Here is a 21,292-nt window from a genome sequence, read left to right as displayed (position 1 = left end):
TCTCTTTAATTTCAAGTAAGATTTGAGCGTGATGAATATGTATTCAGATATAGTCGGTGCGCTCGGTAAAGAGTGGACAGTCGCTTCTGCCGGAGGTATTACGGGCGAAGCGTATGTAGCGACGACGCGCCAACAGAAGATTTTTGTGAAACGGAACTCTTCTCCATTCTTGGCGATTCTTTCAGCAGAAGGAATTGTTCCGAAACTTCTTTGGACAAAGCGGATGTTTAACGGGGACGTATTAAGTGCCCAACAATTCATTGAGAGCCGCGAACTTTCACCAGAAGATATGAAGCGACCAGATGTCGCGGCACAACTCGGAAAGATTCATGATTCGAAAGAGCTATTATTCATGTTACAACAATTAAATCACACACCGATGACGCCGCATCTATTGCTCCGTCAGTGTGAGGCATATGAACAAGATGAGACGGACCCGACGATTGGTGAAGCGATTCAATGGTTAAAACACCATTTACCGAAAGTCGACGAGCAGGAATTTGTCGTATGTCACTCTGATTTAAATCATAACAATTGGATTGAAGATGAAAACGGTCTTCTCTATTTGACGGATTGGGATGATGCCATCATCGCGGACCGTGCGTTTGATTTGGCGATGGTAGTCTATAGCTATGTCGAAGAGGCGGAATGGGAGCGTTGGTTCACGCATTATGGAGTTGAGGTTTCGAGTGAGCTTCATAATCGAATGCATTGGTATGCGATTGCCCAGACGATTTTAACAATCTATGGGGAGCAGAACGATGCAGCGCGAACAGAAGGTTTTCATGTATTACGTGAATTGATCGACGAGGCGTATGAACGAATCAATTAAAAGGGATGGCTGTGCGCCACCCCTTTTTAAATGTGTTTAGATGTCGTCTGGATTCATGAAGTAAGCCCAAACGAACGTTGCGATGACGCCTGCGAAAAACGTAAGTGGAGCCGCATAAAAAATAAGGAATTGATCTAATGTACTCATCGTATATAACCTCCTTGTGAAGGATGATTCACGTTCATTAAACTATGATTTCGTGTATAATCGCAAGAGGACTGCTCGTACGTAACGTGCATATTCCCATTAAACTTGAACATTTGATGAACGAAAGGTAGGATTTTCATGCGTTTACGACATAAGCCTTGGGCAAAAGAATATATGGAAGCCCAAGAACACGTATTTATTCAACATCCTGAACAACTGAAAGGGAAGTGGGGCGAAGAGTTTGGCAATGATCACCCACTCTTTATCGAAGTCGGTTCAGGGAAAGGCCAATTCATTTTAGGAATGGCGAAACAACATCCGGACGTGAACTTTATCGCAATCGAACTATTTGAAAGCGTAGCCGTCTCAATCGTTCAAAAGCTCGTCGAAACACCGATGCCGAACGTGAGAGTGTTGACGGTTGATGCGAAACGACTTGTCGATTATTTCGAAGCAGGAGAAGTCGACCGCGTATACTTAAACTTCTCAGACCCATGGCCGAAGACACGCCATGCGAAACGTCGCTTGACGTATAAGACATTTTTAGCGACATATGAGGCGATTCTTCCGAAAGCAGGGGAGATTCATTTCAAGACGGACAACCGCGGACTCTTTGAATATTCTCTTCAAAGCATGAGCCAATACGGGATGTTCTTCACAGAAATTTCACTTGATTTGCATAAAAATGAACCAGAAGATAATATTCGAACAGAGTATGAAGAGCGCTTTAGCGCACTCGGTCAGCCAATCTATCGAATGGAAGCTGTATTCCGTCCGAAAAATTGACACGCTTTTTTCTTATTTTAATAGTATTTTCTTCACACTTTTTTCTTTCTTCTTGGTACAATAGGAATGACGCTAAACTGGAATAAGAGAAGGGGGAACATGGGGATGTTGAAAAAAGCATGGGCAAGCCTGCTTGCAGTAATCTTCATTCTAACAATCGCACCAATGAATACCTCAGCGAACGAAGCGTTCTTAGACGCACTCGAAGAGGATTTGAAAGCGACGCATTACGATTATAAAGAAGGAACAGCTGAAATCATCAAAGAAGAGACGCTTCGCCATTCAAATGGCAACGAAGTGATCGCGGCTGTCGTAGAACTCGATACGATTCGTGATGGGATCTTCATCACACGTAAAACCGAGTACCATTACTTTGATGCGACAGACAACAAGATCCTCTCATCAGCAGACCTCGTAGAAGTTGAAGGAGCAGCCGAATTCGCAGATGCGAACATCGATATGCTCGGTCATGAAATTGTCTACTGGTTGCCGGTATTGGTATTGCTTCTATTGATTGCGATTCCAGCACTCATTTTGTTCTTGGTCGTACCACGTTTCTATTCAACAAGCTCATATATGAACGCTGTATATGAAAAGAATGACAACCCACGTTAAGACATAAAAGCACCCCGTTCTCCTGAACGGGGTGCTTTTTCACTGTTGCTTCAACTGTTCGACGATGTCTGTGAGAGACATGTCATTTCCTGAGGAGACCGAAGCGATGAAGGCACTTTCGACAATCGGACCGTCGAAAAATGCGACCTCTTTACTTCCTTCGTACATATCGATGGCGAGTTCGGCATTCATCGTCGCCGAACCGATATCGCTGAGAAGAAGCGCTTCCCCTTCAACTTGGTCGAGTGCCGCTAAGATGCGAGTGACGTCTGTTCCAATCGAACCGTCTTCAAGACCGCCAGCTAAATGAATGGGGACGGATGGCGCCATCTCCTTCATGAGATCTTGGATACCTTCCGCAATTTTTGCACTATGCGAGACGATAATCAATTCAACGATGTCAATCGACCTCCTTCATAATCGCGGCTAACAGAATCGAACTGGAGAGTGCGCCCGGGTCGACCGTTCCACGCGAATTCTCACCGAAATAAGAAGCCCGACCTTTCGTCGCCACCATATCTTCCGTTTTTTGCACGAGTTCGTCTAACTGTTGTTTGTAGTCGTCCCCTTGTTTTACATGTTCAAGGAACGGGTCCCAGACATCGACCATCGTTTTTTGACCGACTTCTGACTTTCCTCGCGCTTTAATCGAATTGGAACCTTCTTGGAGTGCTTCTTTGAGAAGGTCAAAGTCAGCTTCGGTCGCATCCCCGAACTTGGTCGCCATCTTGACGAAAGCAGAACCATATAATGGACCAGCCGCTCCGCCGACTTTTGACATAAGTGTCATACCAACTTTTTTACTGAGGGCGCCAAGGGAGTCATAGTCCTCATCCAAAATGGAAGAGACCGCGTCGAAGCCACGCGACATGTTGATTCCGTGATCTCCATCCCCGATGGCCCGGTCTAAATCTGTCAGCGTGTCTTTTTGGTCTTCAATCCCAACTTGTGTGTCACGTAATGCTTGCTTCATCCGATCAATCGTCAACATAAACCAAACACCTCATTCATCAAAGTTTAAATCCAAGTGCTTCCGATGGCGCATCTAGGTAACTGGTCATCTCATCATCAAGCGGTAATAGGGTAATCGAGAATCCGTGCATCTCGAGTGATGTCATATAGTTACCGACATATTTCCGTTTCAGCGTATATCCTGCAGCTTCGAGTTTTTGAGCGACGAAATGGTATGTCACGTATAATTCGGATAGTGGGGTTCCCCCCATTCCGTTTACCATGACGGCGACTTCACCAGGCTCAACTTCTTTTTTCAAATGGCTGAGAAGATCATCGACGATTTGGTCGACATCGCTCGTCGGTTTACGTTCGACACCACGCTCCCCATGAATCCCGATCCCGATTTCCATCTCTTCCTCATTCAAGTCGAAACCAGGCTTTCCACTCACTGGCATGTAGCAAGGCTCTACCGCCATCCCCATCGAGCGGACATGTGAAGCGACTTTTTCAGCAATCGATTTAACTTCCTCGAGTGATTTACCGCTAGCGGCGGCGGCACCTGCGATTTTATGAACAAAGACGGTACCGGCAACACCACGACGGTCTTCCTTATTTGAAATCGCGACATCATCAGCGACGACGACATGGTCGACTTTGATTCCATCTCCTTCAGCAAGCTCAGCGGCGAGTTCGAAGTTCATAACATCCCCCGAGTAATTTTTCACGATCAACAAGACCCCGTTGCCACCGTCAGCTGCTTTGATTCCTTCAAGCACCATATCTGGAGTAGGGGATGTAAAGACTTCTCCGCAAACTGCTGCATCGAGCATGCCGTCTCCGACATAGCCAGCGTGTGCGGGTTCGTGTCCGCTACCGCCACCTGAGACGAGGCCGACCTTACCAGATTTCGCTCCGTTTGCCCGACAGATGACATTGACACCTTCAACACGACCATACAGTTCAGGATGGGCATGGACCATTCCTTCTACCATTTGCGATACGAGTTCACTTGCCTCACCGATTAGCTTTTTCACGCGAGATCACTCCTTTTTTAAATTGAAAACTACCAATTTCAATTTTCCACTCTTTCGCGGTAACTAAACAAAAAAACCGACGAATCATTCGTCGGTTTCGTGTCATGCATATTCGAGTAAAGCGCCAGTCTCAGAGTCGACTGTGAACTCATACGTTTTCTCTTCATCGTTCTCAAGAACTGAAATTCCACCTTTGTAGACATCGTATTCACGACCGTCGTACGTGTAAATCTCAGGTGATGCCGAAATCCATGCCCCTTGGACATGACCTTTCGCTGAGAAAGCACGTTTTGTATATTCCAACGCGTTTTCTGCAGATAAGCTACGTTCATCTAAAGCCTTTTTCGTCATAAGTGCGGCAATGACGGCAACCCCGATTCCAATAAACCAATACCTTTTTTTCATATGACTACCTCCCCTTGAACTATGGCTATCATGTACATCGTACCAAAACCTGTACCCGAATGGAATGAAAAGCATTCGCATCCTGTCAAAACTTTTGTATATAATGAGACAAGAACGGTTAAGAAGGGATGATAAAAGATGGATCAAAAGACGAGAGATTTATTCAAGACGTTAACAGAACTACCAGGAGCTCCTGGGTTCGAGTCAGAAGTTCGTCAGTTCGTACGTGGACGAATCGAACCACATTCAGATGAAATCGTCACGGATGGCATCGGATCAATTTTTGGGAAGCGTGTCGGGGACGAAGCGGGACCTAAAGTAATGGTAGCCGGTCACATGGATGAGGTTGCCTTCATGGTGACACGTATCACGGAAAACGGAATGCTATACATACAACCGCTCGGCGGCTGGTGGAGCCAAGTGCTCATGGCACAACGCTTTGACATCATCACATCGAACGGGAAAGTTCCAGGCGTCGTCGCTTCGACACCGCCTCACTTACTCGGACCAGATGCGATGAGTAAACCGATGGACATCAAACAAATGTTCATCGATATCGGAGCCGATTCAAAAGAAGAGGCGGAATCATGGGGAGTGCGTCCAGGAGTTCCTGCGGTACCATCGAGCGCATTCACACCACTTCACCACCCGAAAAAGATTATGGCGAAAGCATGGGACAACCGTTACGGGGTCGGTCTTGCTGTCGAATTGTTAGAAGAGACGACTAAAGCGGACCATCCGAACATTTTATTCTCGGGCGCCACAGTACAAGAAGAAGTCGGATTGCGTGGAGCGCAGACGGCATCTGAATTGATTCAACCAGATGTTGCACTCGTTCTCGATGCTTCACCAGCGAACGACGCTTCAGGAAGCAAGACGGAATTTGGACAGCTCGGTGAGGGTGCCTTAATTCGAATTTTAGATCGGGTCATGGTGATGTCGCCTGAGATGCGTGACTTCTTGCTTGACACGGCTTCTGACGAAAATATTAAAACTCAATACTTCGTCTCGCCAGGTGGTACGGATGCAGGACGTGTGCATATGAGCGGTGAAGGTGTTCCGACTGCCGTCATCGGTGTCGCATCACGTTACATTCATACACATGCTTCCATTCTTCACACAGACGATTACGATGCGGCGAAAGCGTTACTCAAAGCGTTGGTCAAACGACTTGACCGTTCGACGCTCGAAACGCTTCGTCCTTCCCGATAATTTGAACGTGCCGTTCACTCATGGTCATGAGTGGACGGTTTTTTTGTGTAGTTGTTCTTGCTATTTCAAAAAAACGCCTTATACTGATAGAGGTGTTTATACACGTTATTTACTTATGACAAGACACCTGTATAAGTGTAGGGAGGATATGACATGTTCAAGAAAAAAGGAATCTCATTTAGCCCGTCTATTTATTTCGTGACGGCTCTTAGTTATATGGCGCTCGGATTGTTCAGCACGTTGATTATTGGTCTGATTATGAAAACGATTGGTGGACAACTTGACGGGACGGCGCTCGCAGGAGTAAGCGACACGCTCATTCAAATTGGAGAAGTCGCGATGAGCCTGACGGGTCCTGCCATCGGGATTGCGATTGCGTACGCTCTTGAGGCGCCGCCTCTTATTTTGTTTTCTGCACTCGTTGTCGGCACGTTTGGATATGAGTTTGGACCTGCTGGAAGTTACGTTGCCACACTTTTAGCAGTGGAGGTATCAAAACTTGTATCGAAATCGACGAAGCTTGATATCTTGGTGACGCCATTTACGACAATCGCAGTCGGTTTCTTTACCGCCACATATATCGGAAAATATGTCGGGTTGTTCATGACGCAGCTCGGCAGTTGGATTGAATGGGGGACTGAGCAACAACCGTTGTTCATGGGAGTCGTCGTGGCGACACTCATGGGGTTGGCATTGACCGCACCGATTTCAAGTGCTGCCATCGCTTTAATGCTTGGATTGAACGGTATTGCGGCTGGTGCCGCGACGGTCGGATGTGCGGCTCAGATGATTGGATTTGCGATTACGAGTTATCGTGATAACGGAGTCGGTGGGGCGATTGCCCAAGGTATTGGCACATCGATGCTTCAAGTCGGGAATATCGTGAAAAATCCGTGGATTCTTTTACCTCCAACGCTGGCTGGAGCGGTTTTAGCACCTATTTCCATCTTATTGTTTAACCTAGAAAGTGTGGCAGCTGGTGCAGGGATGGGAACGAGCGGTCTTGTCGGTCCGATTGTGATGCTTGAAACGATGGGCTTTAGTTGGTATACACTCATGGTTGTCCTCGGGTTCTTGATCATCGGACCTGCTTTGTTAAGTTATGCGGTCTATGCTGTATTGACAAGGACTGGACGAATTCAGCCGAATGACATGAAAATTGACTATTAAAAAGAGCGCCGTTTGGAGAAAACGGCGCTTTTTCATCGTCATCCGATTCCGAAAAATACTTTGACGGAATCTATCGTTTCGCGGGGCACACGAAAGCTAATGAGGAACAGTAAGAGAACAATCACGTAAATTGGGATTAAATATCGTTTTCGTACAATCGGTAAGTGTCGGGCTAGTTGCTTGAGCCACTTCTCGAGAACATAAATGACGGCAAAGCCGACAACGAGCCAAATCAAAATTTCAAGTCTCGTCTTATCCGTATCAATAAACAAATATCCATAGCGCAAAATGGCGAGCATACCGAAAACGCCTACCATCTGTTCGAGCGGATGTTTCATTTCAGGGTTTAATTTTTCTCGTGTCAATTTCATTTGGTTTCACCTGTTTCAACTAGTTTCGGCTTTGATTATAACAAACAGCAGAGCAGAATGTGTGACTAGACTTATGCTATTATAAGTGAGGAAAAAACGAACAGGAGTGGTCAATCATGAAACAACTATCAACAACGACAGAATATATGGAAGCGAAAGAAGCGAAAAGTATTTTCATGTTCTCGGCAACATGGTGTGGGGATTGCCGTTTCCTCGACCCGTTCATGCCAGAAATCGAACAGAAATTTGAAGACTGGACGTTTTATTACGTCGATCGTGACGAGTTTATGGAACTCGCGCAAGAACTTGATATTTTCGGAATCCCAAGCTTTGTCGCATTTGAAAACGGTAAAGAAATCGATCGGTACGTTGGTCGTGAACGTAAAACACCAGAACAGGTCGAAGCCTTTTTGAACGGATTAGGGTGACCTTTATGGAACGGAATGAATTGAGACGCTATTTAGAGGCGAATTTTAAAGAAGATTATCGCACATCTTACGACCGTGAGAATGAGGTGTTGCGCGTCGAACGAAAGTCAGACCGCTTCGGTGTGAATATTCGTCTCGCGCCGATTGTCGCAAAAGCGAAAACGCGAGGCAAAGTGGCTGTCGATGAAGTAATCGAGTACATCGAGTCGGCAATGAAGGCAGATGATGATATTTCACTCGCCGGAAAGTTAGATGCGATCTATCCAGTCATTCGTTCGAACTCGTTTGCTAAAACGACGAAAAGCGGTGAACCGCTTATTTTTACTCCTCATACGGCGGAAACGGCCATCTTTTATGCATTAGATCGTGGAAATGGTTATCGTTTAATCGAGGAAAAACATGTATCAGGTGAGCTGAACCTTGAGACGATTGAGCGCATCGCTCGTGAGAATGTCAAAAAACTCCCGACCGAGATGAAGCAAGATGAGGTTGCCGGAAACCCGTTTTACTTTTTGTCGACGCGAGACGGCTATGAGGCGTCGCGTATCTTAAATGATGACTTTCTTCGAATGATGGAGCGCCGAGTCGAAGGGGACATGCTCGTCGGTGTTCCGCATCAGGATGTCATGATTATCGCTGATATCCGAAACGACCAAGGCTATGATGCGATGCAACAATTGATGTTTGATTTCTTTACGAATGGTCGTGTCCCGGTGACTGCGCTCGCCTTTCATTATGAGGCAGGGCAACTTGAACCGATTTTTATTGTCGGAAAAAAGACCCCGCCATCGAACACATAATCTGATAAAATAAGTGAGATTAGTTTGAAAGAAGGGACGTAGGAAAGTATGCAAATGAATGTGTTTTATAACCAAGAAGGAATCGGCGATGTACTCATGGTATTATTAAAAGAGGGAGAACGTCACCATCAATCTGTAGAGCGGACAGGTGACGTGGCCATCGTCAAGTCTGAAGACGGAAGCGTCAACGGATACAACTTGTTCCAAGCAAGTGAGCACTTTGACGTCACAGGTTGGAATGGACCAGTTGATTTGACAACAGAATTGGTTGAACAGATTCGAACTGTTTTGAAAAAACATGGAATTGAAGAAGACTTCTCATGGGTAGATGTGACACCGAAGTTTGTCGTTGGGTATGTCGAAAGTGCGGAAAAACATCCGGATGCTGACAAGTTGTCGGTTTGCCAAGTTCAAATCGACCAAGGCACGGTTCAAATCGTGTGTGGCGCACCAAACGTGGCGACGGGACAAAAGGTAGTCGTAGCAAAACCAGGAGCGGTTATGCCGACCGGTTTGATTATTCGTCCGTCTGCACTTCGTGGGGAGAGCTCGCATGGAATGATTTGTTCGGCGCGTGAATTAAATCTGCCGAATGCCCCGCAAGAAAAAGGAATTTTAGTATTAGATAACGAATATGAAGTAGGTACAGCATTTGAAATCGGTCGCTAAACTCGACCGATTTTTTGTTAAATATGGATTGAGTGAAAAAGCGAGGAATCAAGTATGGATGCATATGAACGTTCACTGAAACAACAAGCAGATCGAATCAAACGAGAGCTTTCAAGAGAAGGACAGACGGTCTCACCACCCCCGAAGGTAGATATCACAGATGAATTCATCCCGACTGATGTCCCTTCACCGATTTACGGATATGCTCGTCCAAAACCGAAGATTGTACTACCGGTCGAGCATTCTCCTGAAACGAGAGAACCGTTCGAAATGAGCACAGAGCCTGAAGTGGTCTTGACAGAAGAGTCACTTCAAGAGGATGAGAACGAATCGAGCCCTATTCCTGAAGTAGAGGACGAACATGTCGAAGAAATTTCCGAGGAAACAATCGAAGAAGAAAAATCAATTCTCGGTCAGGTTTCGATTCTAGATAACGGTTTTTCGTCCGTCTTTATGCAATCGACGGATCTCTCCGGATCGAAAAAAGAAGAAGTCGTGGAAGTTCATCAACATGCAGCGCCAGGTGAAGATTTAGACATCGACGGATCTGTAGAACAAATCGGGGAATCGATTGAGCAGATTGCAGAAAAATTACAAACGCCATCTGAACAACAAGAATTACCGGTTGACACCGATTTGACACCGGCTGTTCACGTTTCGTTTAAAGCCGATCAACCGCCCGTAAACGTGATGATGACGCCAAAAGATCGCATGGCGATGTACCGTAGCCGACGACTTGCACAAAAAAACAATAATCTGTAATAGCACGACTCAGTGAGTTTTGCTATAATGACAAAGGTTTGTCGCATTTTGACGAGCCGCAATGAATTAGGGGGGCTATTTACAGATGAACCGTTATCACTTCGTCGGAATTAAAGGAACGGGCATGAGTCCTTTAGCTCAAATTTTATTTGATATGAATAATGAGGTCCGTGGATCGGACGTTGAAAAAGCATTTTTTACAGAAGAAGCATTGAAACGCAAAGGGATTGAAATTTTGCCATTCGACCCTGAAAATATTTCTGAAGATCAAATCGTCGTACAAGGAAACGCGTTTAGCGACGATCATCCAGAAATCGTACGCGCGCGTGAACTTGGATTAACGATTTATAAGTACTACGAGTTTTTAGGTGAGCTCGCAAACCATTACACAAGTGTCGCCATTACGGGGTCACACGGTAAAACATCGACAACTGGGTTGCTTGCACATGTCATGCGTGGAATCGAGCCGACATCATTCTTGATTGGTGATGGGACAGGTGAAGGTGTCGCTGATTCGAAGAACTTTGTCTTCGAGGCTTGCGAATATAAGCGTCACTTCTTATATTACCGACCAGACTATGCCATCATGACGAATATCGACTTCGACCATTCAGACTATTTCTCTGGTCTAGACGATGTCATCGATGCGTTCCAGGAGATGGCGAAGCAAGTGAAGAAAGGTATCATTGCCTGTGGCGATGATGAAAACCTTCAGCACATTCAAGCGAACGTTCCACTCGTCTATTATGGATTCGGAACGCATAACGATTTTCGTGCGGAAAACGTTACGTCGACAGAAAACGGAACGACGTTTGACGTCTTCTTACGTGACGATTTCTATGGAACATTCCGCATTCCTGGATACGGCGACCATAGCGTGTTGAACGCTCTTGCTGTAATCGCTACGTGTGATTATGAGAACTTACCAAAAGAGTTGGTAAAAGAACGTCTTGCATCATTCAACGGGGTGAAGCGTCGTTTTAGTGAATCAACGCTTAACAATCAAGTACTCGTTGACGATTATGCACACCATCCACGTGAGATTAGTGCAACGGTCGAAGCGGCTCGGAAGAAGTATGGAGAGCGGGAAGTTGTTGCGATTTTCCAACCGCATACGTACACACGTCTAAAATCATTCATGGATGACTTTGCAACGGCATTGGCTGAAGCAGACACGGTCTATCTTTGTGATATTTTCGGTTCAGCCCGTGAACAAGAAGGGACTGTCACAATCGAGGACCTTCAGTCACGAATCGACGGTGCACATATTTTGAAACGTGGTGGCACAAGTGTCTTACGTAACCATGACAAGGCAGTACTTTTGTTCATGGGTGCGGGTGATATCCAAACGTATCAACGTGAATATGAAGAAATCGTAAAACTTGAAGCATAAGACAGGGGAGGGACGAATGTCTCTCCTTTTTTATGTTTAGCGATCCAAAATCTCGGTAATAGTAGTATCGATGAATAAGACAAAGGAGATGTTTGGAATGGCTAGTCAAGGTGCACTCAATACGTTAAATAAGGAAGTCGCAAACTATGGTCTATTGTTTGTGAAACTTCATAATTACCACTGGTATATTAGTGGTCCTCACTTCTTTACGTATCATGAGAAACTCGAAGAGCTCTATAACTTAGTGGCGGAACTCTACGATGACGTGGCAGAGAGACTTCTCATGAACGACGGGGAACCGTTCGCGACGATGAAAGAGTACTTGGAACACTCGACGCTAAATGAAGGCGATCGTCATGCGGAAACGGATCAAATGATTAAAGATATCATCAACGACTTCAAACAAATTCGCCAAGAAATGCAAGATGCGATGGAAAACTTCGAAGACGGGGATGAGGCAATTGAAGATACGTTCGTCTCTCATATCGAGCGACTCGAGAAAGAGATTTGGATGATGTCTGCCGCACTCGGCAAAAAAACAAAATTATAAACATAAAAATGGTGCGCCTGATGAAGGCGCACCATTTTTATGTTATTTCAAGTTTTCTGGATTAAGTGGTTGCAATGAATCGATGACGAAACGTCCGTCTTTTCGGATGAGTTGATCGTCAAACCAGATCTCACCACCGCCGTAATCCGGGCGTTGGATGTTGACGAGGTCCCAATGGACAGATGAGTTGTTGCCATTATAAGCATCATCATACGCTTGACCTGGCGTGAAGTGGAAGCTACCGTCAATTTTCTCATCGAAGAGGATATCTTTCATCGGATGCTGGATGTATGGGTTCACACCGATCGCGAACTCACCGACATATCGAGCCCCTTCATCTGTGTTGAACACTTCATTGATCCGCTCTGTATCATTGGCCGTCGCGTCCACGATCTTACCGTCTTTGAACGTCAACTTCACATTTTCGAACGTAAACCCTTGGTATGGAGATGGTGTGTTATACGTGATCACGCCATTGACCGAATCTTTAACCGGTGCCGTGAACACTTCCCCGTCTGGGATGTTCATTTGACCAGAGCACTTGATCGCCGGAATATCTTTGATTGAGAACGAGAGGTCCGTTCCTGGACCTTTCAATGTGACACGGTCCGTCTTGTTCATCAATTCGACCAATGCGTCCATCGCACGGTCCATTTTCCCGTAGTCGAGTGTACATACGTTGAAGTAGAAGTCTTCGAACCCTTCTGTCGATTTACCTGCGAGTTGTGCCATTGATGGAGAAGGGTAACGAAGTACGACCCATTTCGTCCCTTTGACACGGTCTTCTGTATGCATTTTGCCGAGTGTGGCGCCGACGAGTTTTTGTTGCTCACTCGGGACGTCAGAGAGTTCGTTGATGTTATCACCGGCACGTAACCCGATGTACGCATCCATTGCCTGCATCTGTTTCCGTTCGATGTCGGCCATGAGTTCGAGTTGTTCACGGCTTGCGCCTGTGTACAATTTTCGTAAAATCCGGCTTTCTTTTAGTAAGACGAACGGATGACCACCTGCCTCATATGCTTTCTCAACGAGTGCCTCGACGAGCGATTCCTCTACACCAAAATTCTCGATCAGGACGTTTTCCCCCGGTTGTAACTTGACGGAATAATTGATTAAACCGTCTGCTAATTGTGTAATTCTTGGATCTCTCACACGACCACCCCTAATTATTTTTATGAATTTCTATTTTAGTGTAATCGAAAACATAAAAACGGGTAAAGGAATAATCAGACCGAATGGCGAAAACGGTTGTAGCAAATCTTTTCAGTCATAATGGTGCTATAATGAAACAAGAAACGATTGAATAGGAGGAATGGATTGAATGGAGATCACATTAGGAGGCATCGCTGGCCTGATTGCGGCCCTCGCGTTTGTCGTACTCGTCATCTTCTTGGCACGTGTCTTATCGAATGTAAACCGTACACTCGGTAGCGTCGCCAATACGACAGAAAACTTAGAACGCCAGCTCGACGGAATCACAATGGAAGTGACGGCGCTCTTACATAAGACGAACCGTCTCGTCGATAACGTGGAAGAAAAGACAGAGTTGCTTGCACCTGTTGCCCATGCACTCGATGAACTAGGAACTTCACTAAACGAGGTAACCGAATCGGTCCGTACCGTCTCGACTTCTGTCCACTCGGCAGCTGATGAAAACAAAGAACAGATTGCTCAAGCGGTTCGATGGGGATCGGTCGCGGTAGAATTGTTCAAGAAAAACAAACCAGAATCATCAACTACGAAAGAACGTCCACGTCGTCGTACACGACGTGAAAAGAAAGAGGAAACACCTGTATCGCCCGACATGATTAACACGGACGATACAATCAAATAACGATACATCGGGGAGGAACTCACACATGACAGACCAAAAGCAACCAACAGAACAGAATCAATCAAGCAGTGGATTTTTGACGGGTGTCATTCTCGGAGGGATTGTCGGAGCGGCTGTCGCATTGTTGACATCACCGAAAAGCGGACGTGAAGTGCGAACGTACCTCGACGAAAAGACATCTACATCGCGTGAACGATTGACTGTCAAATCGAAAGAAATGCGTGAGAAGGCAGAACCAGTCGTCGGTGAATGGATTAAAGTGGCGAGCGATAAAGCGGCACCGGTCCTCAATATCGTAAAAGATAAGGCGCGTGAAGCGGCCGAATTGAAACAACAGATGGACGAGGATGACCTCTCGATTGAAGAGGCGATGGAGAAAGCCGATCAACTCGTCGCGGAAGCGGAATCTGAAGTGAAAGAACAGATGGACCGTGCGGCTGAAGAAGAGACGATGGACTCATCGCTTGAGTCTGAGTCAGACGATTCACTCGAAGCACCTGTCAATGAGATGCTCGATGATGAGTCGAAAGAAGAACTCGATGAGTTGAAGAAAGACCTTAAGAAAGAAGAATGATGTAGAAGGACCGAATACGTTCGGTCCTTTTTTGGTGATTTTGTGACGTAGAAGGTTTCCTTATGACAAAGTGCACAAAGTTCGATATAATTAGGTTTCTGGAAAGAACGGCTTAAGAATGTGAGGGAAACGAATGAGTCCACAAGATCAATTGAATCGATTACGTCGAGAAATGGATGAATTGAACCATGAAATGCTCGACTTGCTGAGTCGACGTGGTGCACTTGCCGTCGAAATTGGAAAAATCAAACGTCTTCAAGGCGTCGAACGCTACGACCCGGTCCGAGAACGGGAGATGCTCGATTTTATCGCAGCTTCCAACCAAGGACCGTTCGAAACGTCACGCCTTCAACATATTTTTAAAGAAGTATTTAAAGCGTCTGCTGAACTTCAAGGCGAAGACCGGGATAAGACGTTACTTGTTTCACGCAAACGTCAACCGGAAGATACGTTGGTCCATGTAAAGGACGTGACGATTGGGAACGGGCGTCCGCAATTGATTGCGGGACCATGTGCCGTCGAATCGTTCGAACAAGTGAACGCAGTCGCAGAAAAGCTCGCCTTGTCGGGTGTGAAAGTGATGCGAGGCGGGGCGTACAAGCCACGTACATCACCGTATGACTTCCAAGGTCTAGGATTTGAAGGATTGAAAATGCTGAAGTCAGCAGCGGACCGTCATGATTTACGCGTCATCACGGAGATTATGACGCCAGGTGCAGTCGAGTCGGCATTGCCATATGTCGATATCATTCAAGTCGGTGCCCGGAATATGCAAAACTTTGATTTGTTAAAAGAAGTCGGTAAGACAGACAAGCCGGTCTTGTTGAAGCGTGGATTATCCGCTACAATCGAAGAGTTCATTTATGCGGCAGAGTACATCATGGCGAGTGGGAACAGCCAAGTCATCTTGTGCGAGCGAGGGATTCGGACGTATGAGCGTGCGACACGCAATACGTTAGATATCACGGCGGTGCCGATTTTAAAGCAAGAGACGCATTTACCGGTTATGGTAGACGTCACCCATTCGACAGGTCGTCGTGACTTGTTGTTGCCGGCTGCGAAAGCAGCGCTTGCCATCGGGGCGGACGGTGTCATGGTCGAGGTGCACCCGAATCCTGCCATCGCATTATCGGATGCGCAACAACAATTGGACTTCGATCAATTCGATCAATTTGTGGAAGGACTAACGGTCCAGTTTCCCCAACTTGATTTGGTGAAAAAGTAAGCTTTCCAAATGGAAACGTTTTATATCGCATGAAGACAGGGTAAATGGATGACAGATACCTGTCTTCCTTTTTTAAGACGTTTTATGAAAACTTTTTGAAAATCAGGACTTGTAGGAGGAGTAGTTTATGAATAGTAATAACGTAACGATTTACGATGTCGCACGAGAAGCCGGGGTGTCTATGGCGACCGTCTCTCGTGTCGTCAACGGAAACCCGAACGTCAAACCGACGACACGTAAGAAAGTACAAGATGCGATTGACCGCCTCGGCTATCGTCCGAACGCCGTCGCGCGTGGACTAGCAAGCAAGAAAACGACGACGGTCGGTGTCATCGTACCGGATATCTCGAACATTTTCTTCGCTGACTTAGCGCGAGGGATTGAAGATGTGGCGACGATGTACAAATACAACATCATCCTTGGAAACTCGGATTCAAGTCGTGACAAAGAAGTGCATTTATTGAATACGCTGTTAGGGAAACAAGTGGACGGTATCATCTTTATGGGTGGACGTCTGCATGAGGATCTCGTCGAAGAATTCAAAAAATCACCGGTTCCAATCGTTCTCGCAGCGACGTTGAACCAAGGATATGATCTCCCGGCCGTCAACATCGATTATGAACAAGCGGCTTATGACGCAACACAGATGTTGATCAACCACGGACATGACCGTGTTGGATTTATCACGGGACCACTCGAGCAACAGATCAATGGCGAGAAGAAGTTCGCGGGATATCGTCGTGCCCTTGAAGATGCAGGTCTTCCATTCCACGACAACGATATGATTCTTGGGAATTACACGTACGCATCAGGTCTCGAAGCGATGCAAAAAATGTTGCAACGAGATGATTGCCCGAAAGCCATCTTTGCTGGGACAGATGAGATGGCCCTCGGTGTCATCCACGCGATTCAAGATGCTGGCTATTCAGTTCCGAACGACTTTGAAGTCGTCGGTCACGATAATACGCGTCTCGCGACGATGATTCGTCCGAAATTGACGACAGTCGTTCAACCGATGTACGACATCGGAGCCGTCGCGATGCGTCTCTTGACGAAAATCTTGAACGCGGAAGAAATTGAAGAGAAAAACGTCGTTCTTCCTCACCGAATCGAACGTCGTGACTCCCTTCGCCAAGACTAAAAGAAAGCCTCCCCATCCGTCACAACATGTGTGGAAGGGGAGGCTTATTTTTATAGGTAAATTGATTTTCGATCATTTGAGATGAATGGCCAGAAGGCACGCTTCGTGACTTCCCAATTCTTTTCTTCGATTTGTTGACGTCGCGGGATATGGTCAAACGAATATAGAGAGTCGTCCCACCGAGTAGGCAACGGTTGACCAGCGATACCTGACCACTTCTCAATCCACTCGCGCGGAATATCTCCAGAGTAGGGTGCCTCTCTCGTCAGACCGGCCCATACTTGTGCCCATGCGCGCGGTACGGCACGGTACCAATCATAGCCGCCACCACCGAGCGCGACGAGGCGACCTTCTGTATATTCATCGGCTAGTCGTGAGGCAATCTGCGGAATTTGTTCGAATGTCCGAATTGACGACGCCAAATGGGTGAGCGGATCAAAGACATGGGCATCGGCACCATTTTGGGTCAGAATGATATCGGGTTTGAACCATTCGCACGCCTCTCGTAAAACCGTTTCATAGCATTTCAAGAACGAATCATCTTGGGTGAACGCATCGACCGGTACGTTCCAACTGTAGCCATATCCTTTGCCGTTCCCCCGTTCTGTCACCATTCCGGTACCGGGGAACAGGTAACGTCCCGTCTCGTGAATCGATAGTGTCATCACGTCATCATCGTCATAAAAGAGCCACTGGACGCCGTCTCCATGATGCGCATCGGTGTCGACATAAAGGACGCGAGACCCGTATTGTTTCCTGACATGGGCAATCGCGACGGCTGCGTCGTTGTATACACAAAACCCTGATGCCTTGCGTCGCATACCATGATGTAACCCGCCTCCGACGTGAAAGGCACGCTCCCCTTTCCCGCTCGCCACGAGGTCGAGCGCATGAATCGTTCCGCCGACAAGACGAGCCGCTCCCTCATGAATGCTCGGAAAAATGGGTGTGTCTTCCGTGCCAAGACCAAACTTATTTGCTTTCAATGTAGAGAGTTCTCCTGCTGCCGCAGCTTGGACGGCTTCGATGTAGTCGAGGTCATGAACGAGCGCTAACTCATCCACCGAAGCGAGTGGAGGGGGCACGCATTCCGATTTGGAAAGTTTTCCGGCTGCAATCAGAAGGGATGTCGTCAATTCCAGTCGTAACGGATTGAACGGATGATCCTCATGAAAGCGATAAGACGTCTCGTCTTCGCCAAATATGTAAATCGGTCTCATCGCGACATCTCCGGACCGAGTACATCATAACCTTCACGTTTCAAGCGTTCGATGATTCGGAGCGGATTCATCGTCTGGACACGGAATGAGATGATGCGTTTATACGGATCGCTCGTCGGATGAACGAAGACGTTGATGATATTGACGTTCGTTTTGGCGAGGAGTCGGGTCACTTTTTCGAGTGTGCCGGTCGTATTTTCGACGAGAATCTCGATTTGCGAACTCGGTTCGAGTGCGCCGGTCAATTGTACGAAATAACGCAATAAATCGGTCTCCGTCAACACACCGACGAGTTTCCCTTGTTCGACGATTGGGAGACAGGTTAGTCGGTTTTCATAAAATAACGCAGCTGCATCTTCAAAGAAATCAAAAGGATGCGCGGTCGGTACCTCGGACCGCATGATACTCGATACAGGATTTTGAAAGTCCGCGTTTTCACTTTCTGGATGAAAGACGCTCGTCGCGCCACTCATCTCGAATTGCCCGACAATCCCAACGACTTGTCGAGCAGGATTTGTCACAATCAAATGTCGGACACGATGTTCACGCATCAATTTTGCGGCATGGGCAATCGTATTGGTCGGTTGAATCGTCACGACATGTCGATTCATCATCTGTTCGATTAACATGAAATCCCCTCCTTAGTCGTACATAAATCGTCGGCGAAGACGAAGTGAATCAAAATGGTCGATTGATTCTTGGCGCACGTTTTTTCCGATGCGAGCCATTAAACAGTTGGCAGGATGAGAGGCAATTTCAGGATCGTCTGTCGGGAAGAAAACAAGTCCACCGTGATTCATCATCTTCTCCATGACTTTGCGATAATCCCAAATCGAGAGTCCGCTACCCTTCAAGTCCCAGTGCCAATAATATTCGGTCGTCAAAATTAAAAAGTCATCCATATGTGGGTCCATCATCGATACTTCGAGTAATTGTTTCCCGATTCGTTGACCACGGAAGCGAGGACTCACCTCGATTGCCCCGAGTTCAAGGATGTATGGGTCGTTTCCTTCACTCCAACGCTCATAAGGGTCGGGGTAGAGGAACGTCACGTATCCAATCACGAGGTCGTCTTGCCTGGCGACGATGATTCTTCCTTCTTTTAACCCAGCAATATCGACGAGTGCCTCGTGCTGATCTTCCGGTTCACGAAAAGCTGTCAATCCTTCATCAAGACGATACGTCCGCAACACGTCAGGTGCCACCGGACCGTCAATCGTGACGTCACCTTGTGAGGTCTGCCACACTTTTGAATGATATTGTTTTTCCATAGGGTCACCACCTTTTCCACCTCTTATTATAGCGCTTTCATCAAGTAGGAATCATCCTGTTTTGATGAAATTGGAAATTCATTGATTTGTCATAATTTTAACACTATACTGAAAGTGGTTATACCAATCTTTACAGGGGAGGCGAATCTTTAACGATGGAAAAATTGAAAGCGTTAACAGGGGAACATCAATTAGCGTCGTATGAAGAGGCTTGTCAGTCGTTTGAATGGACACAAGCAGAAGCTTTATTTTCTTGGAACTTGACGGGGAAAGTCAATTTGGCGTACGAAGCAATCGATCGCCATGCAGAAAGTGAATTGGCGACAAAAGTGGCATTGCTCTATTTCGATGGGGATCGGGAAGAGCGCTACACGTATGCAGATATGAAGCAAGAGAGTAATCGTTCTGGTAATGTTCTGAAGTCGATTGGTGTGGAGAAAGGCGACCGCGTCTTTATCTTTATGCCACGTCAGCCAGAACTTTATTTTATTTTACTCGGTGCCATCAAACTCGGTGCAATCGTAGGGCCGTTATTTGAGGCGTTCATGGAACAGGCGGTACATGATCGATTGCTCGACTCTGAAGCAAAAGTGATCGTGACGACGAAAGAACTGTTACCACGTGTACCGGTCGACCAGTTGCCACACCTTGAGACGATTTTACTCGTCGGTGACGATGTCGAAGAGTCGGGGAAAGTGCTCGACTTTCGCAAACTGGCGAACGATGCGACGACAGATCTTGAATTGACATGGGTCGACCGAGAAGACGGTCTGATTTTACACTATACATCAGGTTCGACAGGGAAGCCAAAAGGGGTTCTCCACGTTCATAACGCCATGATTCAACATATGATGACAGGTAAATGGGTGCTCGACCTTCAGCCAGACGATATCTATTGGTGCACCGCTGACCCAGGCTGGGTGACAGGGACAAGCTATGGTATTTTTGCACCGTTCTTGAACGGGGCGACGAACGTTATCGTCGGGGGACGATTCAATCCAGAATTTTGGTATTCGGTCATTGAACGATTCAGTGTGACGGTCTGGTATAGTGCACCGACGGCGTTCCGCATGCTCATGGGTGCGGGGGATGAGGCGTTTGAAAAGTATGACTTGTCGTCATTGCGTCATATTTTATCGGTCGGTGAGCCGTTGAACCCTGAAGTCATTCGTTGGGGACACGAGGCGTTCGACCTCCGAATCCATGATACGTGGTGGATGACAGAAACGGGTGCGATGATGATTTGTAACTACCCGACGATGGACATCAAACCGGGTTCAATGGGGAAACCAATCCCGGGATGCGAAGCTGCCATTTTAGACGATCGGGGTCAACCACTTCCGCCGCACCGAATGGGGAACTTGGCACTCAAAACGCCTTGGCCTTCGATGATGCGGAAGATTTGGAAGAATGATGCGAAGTATGAGAGCTATTTCTGGGGAGATTGGTACGTATCTGGCGACTCGGCTTACATGGATGAAGACGGATACTTCTGGTTCCAAGGACGTGTGGATGACGTCATCATGACGGCTGGAGAACGCGTCGGACCATTTGAAGTGGAGAGTCGACTCGTGGAACATCCGGCTGTCGCTGAGGCGGGTGTCATCGGGAAACCGGACCCGATCCGAGGCGAAATCATCAAAGCGTTCATCGCGCTTCGAAAAGGCTATGAGCCGTCGGATGAATTGAAACAAGAAATTCAGCAATTCGTCAAAGAAGGATTAGCTGCCCATGCGGCACCACGTGAAATCGAATTCAAAGACAAGCTTCCAAAAACACGAAGTGGTAAGATCATGCGTCGTGTCTTGAAAGCTTGGGAGTTGAACCTCGAGACAGGTGACCTCTCGACGATGGAAGATTGAGATATGAAAAAGGTCGACACGCGATGTGTCGACC

26 protein-coding genes are annotated in these 21,292 nt (G+C 46.8%); 16 read left to right on the top strand and 10 right to left on the bottom strand.

Annotation, left to right across the window (positions count from 1 at the left end; all coding sequences use genetic code 11):
- The first annotated feature begins 37 nt into the window (after nt 1–37).
- A complete protein-coding gene (locus KNO87_RS11855) occupies nt 38–832 on the top strand; it encodes a phosphotransferase family protein (RefSeq protein WP_214789798.1) in 795 nt (264 codons plus the stop codon).
- A gap of 36 nt (nt 833–868) precedes the next feature.
- Here the strand turns inward: KNO87_RS11855 and KNO87_RS15615 are convergent, their stop codons facing one another.
- Nucleotides 869–979: a hypothetical protein gene (locus KNO87_RS15615; protein ID WP_012726769.1), complete on the bottom strand. Its 111-nt coding sequence runs from the start codon at nt 977–979 to the stop codon at nt 869–871.
- Between the two features lie 138 nt (nt 980–1,117).
- Here KNO87_RS15615 and trmB point away from each other — a divergent pair, with 138 nt between their 5' ends.
- A complete protein-coding gene (gene trmB / locus KNO87_RS11850; protein ID WP_214787236.1) occupies nt 1,118–1,765 on the top strand; it encodes a tRNA (guanosine(46)-N7)-methyltransferase TrmB in 648 nt (215 codons plus the stop codon).
- A 105-nt stretch (nt 1,766–1,870) separates the two neighbouring features.
- Nucleotides 1,871–2,380: a hypothetical protein gene (locus tag KNO87_RS11845; protein WP_251126055.1), complete on the top strand. Its 510-nt coding sequence runs from the start codon at nt 1,871–1,873 to the stop codon at nt 2,378–2,380.
- 39 nt (nt 2,381–2,419) lie between these two features.
- Here KNO87_RS11845 and dhaM read toward each other — a convergent pair whose 3' ends face one another.
- From dhaM to KNO87_RS11825, 4 genes are all read right to left on the bottom strand, one after another.
- A complete protein-coding gene (gene dhaM / locus KNO87_RS11840; RefSeq protein WP_256441814.1) occupies nt 2,420–2,770 on the bottom strand; it encodes a dihydroxyacetone kinase phosphoryl donor subunit DhaM in 351 nt (116 codons plus the stop codon).
- Between the two features lie 10 nt (nt 2,771–2,780).
- Nucleotides 2,781–3,371, bottom strand: coding sequence for a dihydroxyacetone kinase subunit DhaL (gene dhaL / locus KNO87_RS11835; protein ID WP_214795606.1), 591 nt, complete (start codon nt 3,369–3,371; stop codon nt 2,781–2,783).
- 19 nt (nt 3,372–3,390) lie between these two features.
- On the bottom strand, nt 3,391–4,368 hold the full coding sequence (gene dhaK / locus KNO87_RS11830) for a dihydroxyacetone kinase subunit DhaK (protein WP_214787238.1): 978 nt from the start codon (nt 4,366–4,368) through the stop codon (nt 3,391–3,393).
- 102 nt (nt 4,369–4,470) lie between these two features.
- Nucleotides 4,471–4,773 carry a PepSY domain-containing protein gene (locus KNO87_RS11825; RefSeq protein WP_012726763.1) on the bottom strand — a complete coding sequence of 101 codons (303 nt, stop codon included), beginning with the start codon at nt 4,771–4,773 and terminating at the stop codon, nt 4,471–4,473.
- 138 nt (nt 4,774–4,911) lie between these two features.
- On the opposite strand from KNO87_RS11825, the gene KNO87_RS11820 reads away from it, so the two are divergent.
- A complete protein-coding gene (locus tag KNO87_RS11820) occupies nt 4,912–5,985 on the top strand; it encodes a M42 family metallopeptidase (protein WP_214795608.1) in 1,074 nt (357 codons plus the stop codon).
- Between the two features lie 153 nt (nt 5,986–6,138).
- The gene (locus tag KNO87_RS11815) at nt 6,139–7,155 is read left to right on the top strand and encodes a PTS sugar transporter subunit IIC (RefSeq protein WP_214795610.1); all 1,017 of its coding nucleotides are present in this window, start codon (nt 6,139–6,141) and stop codon (nt 7,153–7,155) included.
- Between the two features lie 38 nt (nt 7,156–7,193).
- On the opposite strand, the gene KNO87_RS11810 is transcribed toward KNO87_RS11815, so the two are convergent.
- On the bottom strand, nt 7,194–7,526 hold the full coding sequence (locus KNO87_RS11810; protein ID WP_214795612.1) for a hypothetical protein: 333 nt from the start codon (nt 7,524–7,526) through the stop codon (nt 7,194–7,196).
- Nucleotides 7,527–7,642: 116 nt separating this feature from the next.
- On the opposite strand from KNO87_RS11810, the gene KNO87_RS11805 reads away from it, so the two are divergent.
- From KNO87_RS11805 to KNO87_RS11780, 6 genes are all read left to right on the top strand, one after another.
- Nucleotides 7,643–7,954: a thioredoxin family protein gene (locus KNO87_RS11805; protein WP_214795614.1), complete on the top strand. Its 312-nt coding sequence runs from the start codon at nt 7,643–7,645 to the stop codon at nt 7,952–7,954.
- A 5-nt stretch (nt 7,955–7,959) separates the two neighbouring features.
- The gene (locus tag KNO87_RS11800; protein ID WP_214787249.1) at nt 7,960–8,754 is read left to right on the top strand and encodes a DUF1444 family protein; all 795 of its coding nucleotides are present in this window, start codon (nt 7,960–7,962) and stop codon (nt 8,752–8,754) included.
- A 54-nt stretch (nt 8,755–8,808) separates the two neighbouring features.
- Nucleotides 8,809–9,423: a YtpR family tRNA-binding protein gene (gene ytpR / locus KNO87_RS11795; RefSeq protein ID WP_214795616.1), complete on the top strand. Its 615-nt coding sequence runs from the start codon at nt 8,809–8,811 to the stop codon at nt 9,421–9,423.
- 54 nt (nt 9,424–9,477) lie between these two features.
- Nucleotides 9,478–10,185 carry a hypothetical protein gene (locus KNO87_RS11790; protein ID WP_214795618.1) on the top strand — a complete coding sequence of 236 codons (708 nt, stop codon included), beginning with the start codon at nt 9,478–9,480 and terminating at the stop codon, nt 10,183–10,185.
- An 85-nt stretch (nt 10,186–10,270) separates the two neighbouring features.
- Nucleotides 10,271–11,578 (top strand): UDP-N-acetylmuramate--L-alanine ligase, encoded by a 1,308-nt coding sequence (gene murC, locus KNO87_RS11785; protein ID WP_214746404.1) that lies wholly within the window; start codon nt 10,271–10,273, stop codon nt 11,576–11,578.
- Nucleotides 11,579–11,675: 97 nt separating this feature from the next.
- On the top strand, nt 11,676–12,128 hold the full coding sequence (locus KNO87_RS11780; RefSeq protein WP_214787254.1) for a Dps family protein: 453 nt from the start codon (nt 11,676–11,678) through the stop codon (nt 12,126–12,128).
- Between the two features lie 42 nt (nt 12,129–12,170).
- Here the strand turns inward: KNO87_RS11780 and KNO87_RS11775 are convergent, their stop codons facing one another.
- Nucleotides 12,171–13,283 (bottom strand): aminopeptidase, encoded by a 1,113-nt coding sequence (locus KNO87_RS11775; RefSeq protein ID WP_214795620.1) that lies wholly within the window; start codon nt 13,281–13,283, stop codon nt 12,171–12,173.
- 169 nt (nt 13,284–13,452) lie between these two features.
- Between KNO87_RS11775 and KNO87_RS11770 the strand changes: the two genes are divergently transcribed.
- The 4 genes from KNO87_RS11770 to ccpA all read left to right on the top strand — a co-directional run bounded on the left by KNO87_RS11770 (nt 13,453) and on the right by ccpA (nt 16,905).
- The gene (locus KNO87_RS11770) at nt 13,453–13,965 is read left to right on the top strand and encodes a DUF948 domain-containing protein (protein WP_074033455.1); all 513 of its coding nucleotides are present in this window, start codon (nt 13,453–13,455) and stop codon (nt 13,963–13,965) included.
- A 25-nt stretch (nt 13,966–13,990) separates the two neighbouring features.
- Complete coding sequence (locus tag KNO87_RS11765) at nt 13,991–14,539, top strand: YtxH domain-containing protein (RefSeq protein WP_214787257.1); 549 nt, start codon at nt 13,991–13,993, stop codon at nt 14,537–14,539.
- Nucleotides 14,540–14,672: 133 nt separating this feature from the next.
- On the top strand, nt 14,673–15,764 hold the full coding sequence (locus KNO87_RS11760) for a bifunctional 3-deoxy-7-phosphoheptulonate synthase/chorismate mutase (RefSeq protein WP_214795621.1): 1,092 nt from the start codon (nt 14,673–14,675) through the stop codon (nt 15,762–15,764).
- 127 nt (nt 15,765–15,891) lie between these two features.
- Nucleotides 15,892–16,905: a catabolite control protein A gene (gene ccpA / locus KNO87_RS11755; RefSeq protein WP_074033452.1), complete on the top strand. Its 1,014-nt coding sequence runs from the start codon at nt 15,892–15,894 to the stop codon at nt 16,903–16,905.
- A 50-nt stretch (nt 16,906–16,955) separates the two neighbouring features.
- Here ccpA and KNO87_RS11750 read toward each other — a convergent pair whose 3' ends face one another.
- From KNO87_RS11750 to KNO87_RS11740, 3 genes are read right to left on the bottom strand one after another with little or no spacing between them, the layout of a single operon-like run.
- Nucleotides 16,956–18,125 carry an acetoin utilization protein AcuC gene (locus KNO87_RS11750; protein WP_214795623.1) on the bottom strand — a complete coding sequence of 390 codons (1,170 nt, stop codon included), beginning with the start codon at nt 18,123–18,125 and terminating at the stop codon, nt 16,956–16,958.
- Nucleotides 18,122–18,754, bottom strand: a complete 633-nt coding sequence (locus KNO87_RS11745; RefSeq protein WP_012726747.1) for an acetoin utilization AcuB family protein — start codon at nt 18,752–18,754, stop codon at nt 18,122–18,124. Before KNO87_RS11745 ends, KNO87_RS11750 begins: the two co-directional genes overlap by 4 nt.
- Before the next feature lie 12 nt (nt 18,755–18,766).
- The gene (locus tag KNO87_RS11740) at nt 18,767–19,396 is read right to left on the bottom strand and encodes a GNAT family N-acetyltransferase (RefSeq protein ID WP_078147204.1); all 630 of its coding nucleotides are present in this window, start codon (nt 19,394–19,396) and stop codon (nt 18,767–18,769) included.
- Between the two features lie 155 nt (nt 19,397–19,551).
- Between KNO87_RS11740 and acsA the strand changes: the two genes are divergently transcribed.
- Entirely contained in the window at nt 19,552–21,258 is a 1,707-nt protein-coding gene (acsA, locus tag KNO87_RS11735; RefSeq protein WP_214795625.1) for an acetate--CoA ligase, read from the top strand.
- Nucleotides 21,259–21,292: the final 34 nt, after the last annotated feature.

The organism is Exiguobacterium sp. s34, assembly GCF_018617435.1.
Lineage (GTDB): Bacteria > Bacillota > Bacilli > Exiguobacteriales > Exiguobacteriaceae > Exiguobacterium > Exiguobacterium aestuarii.
The sequence above is the reverse complement of the archived record's forward strand: the minus strand, read 5'-3'. Positions and strand labels throughout refer to the sequence as shown.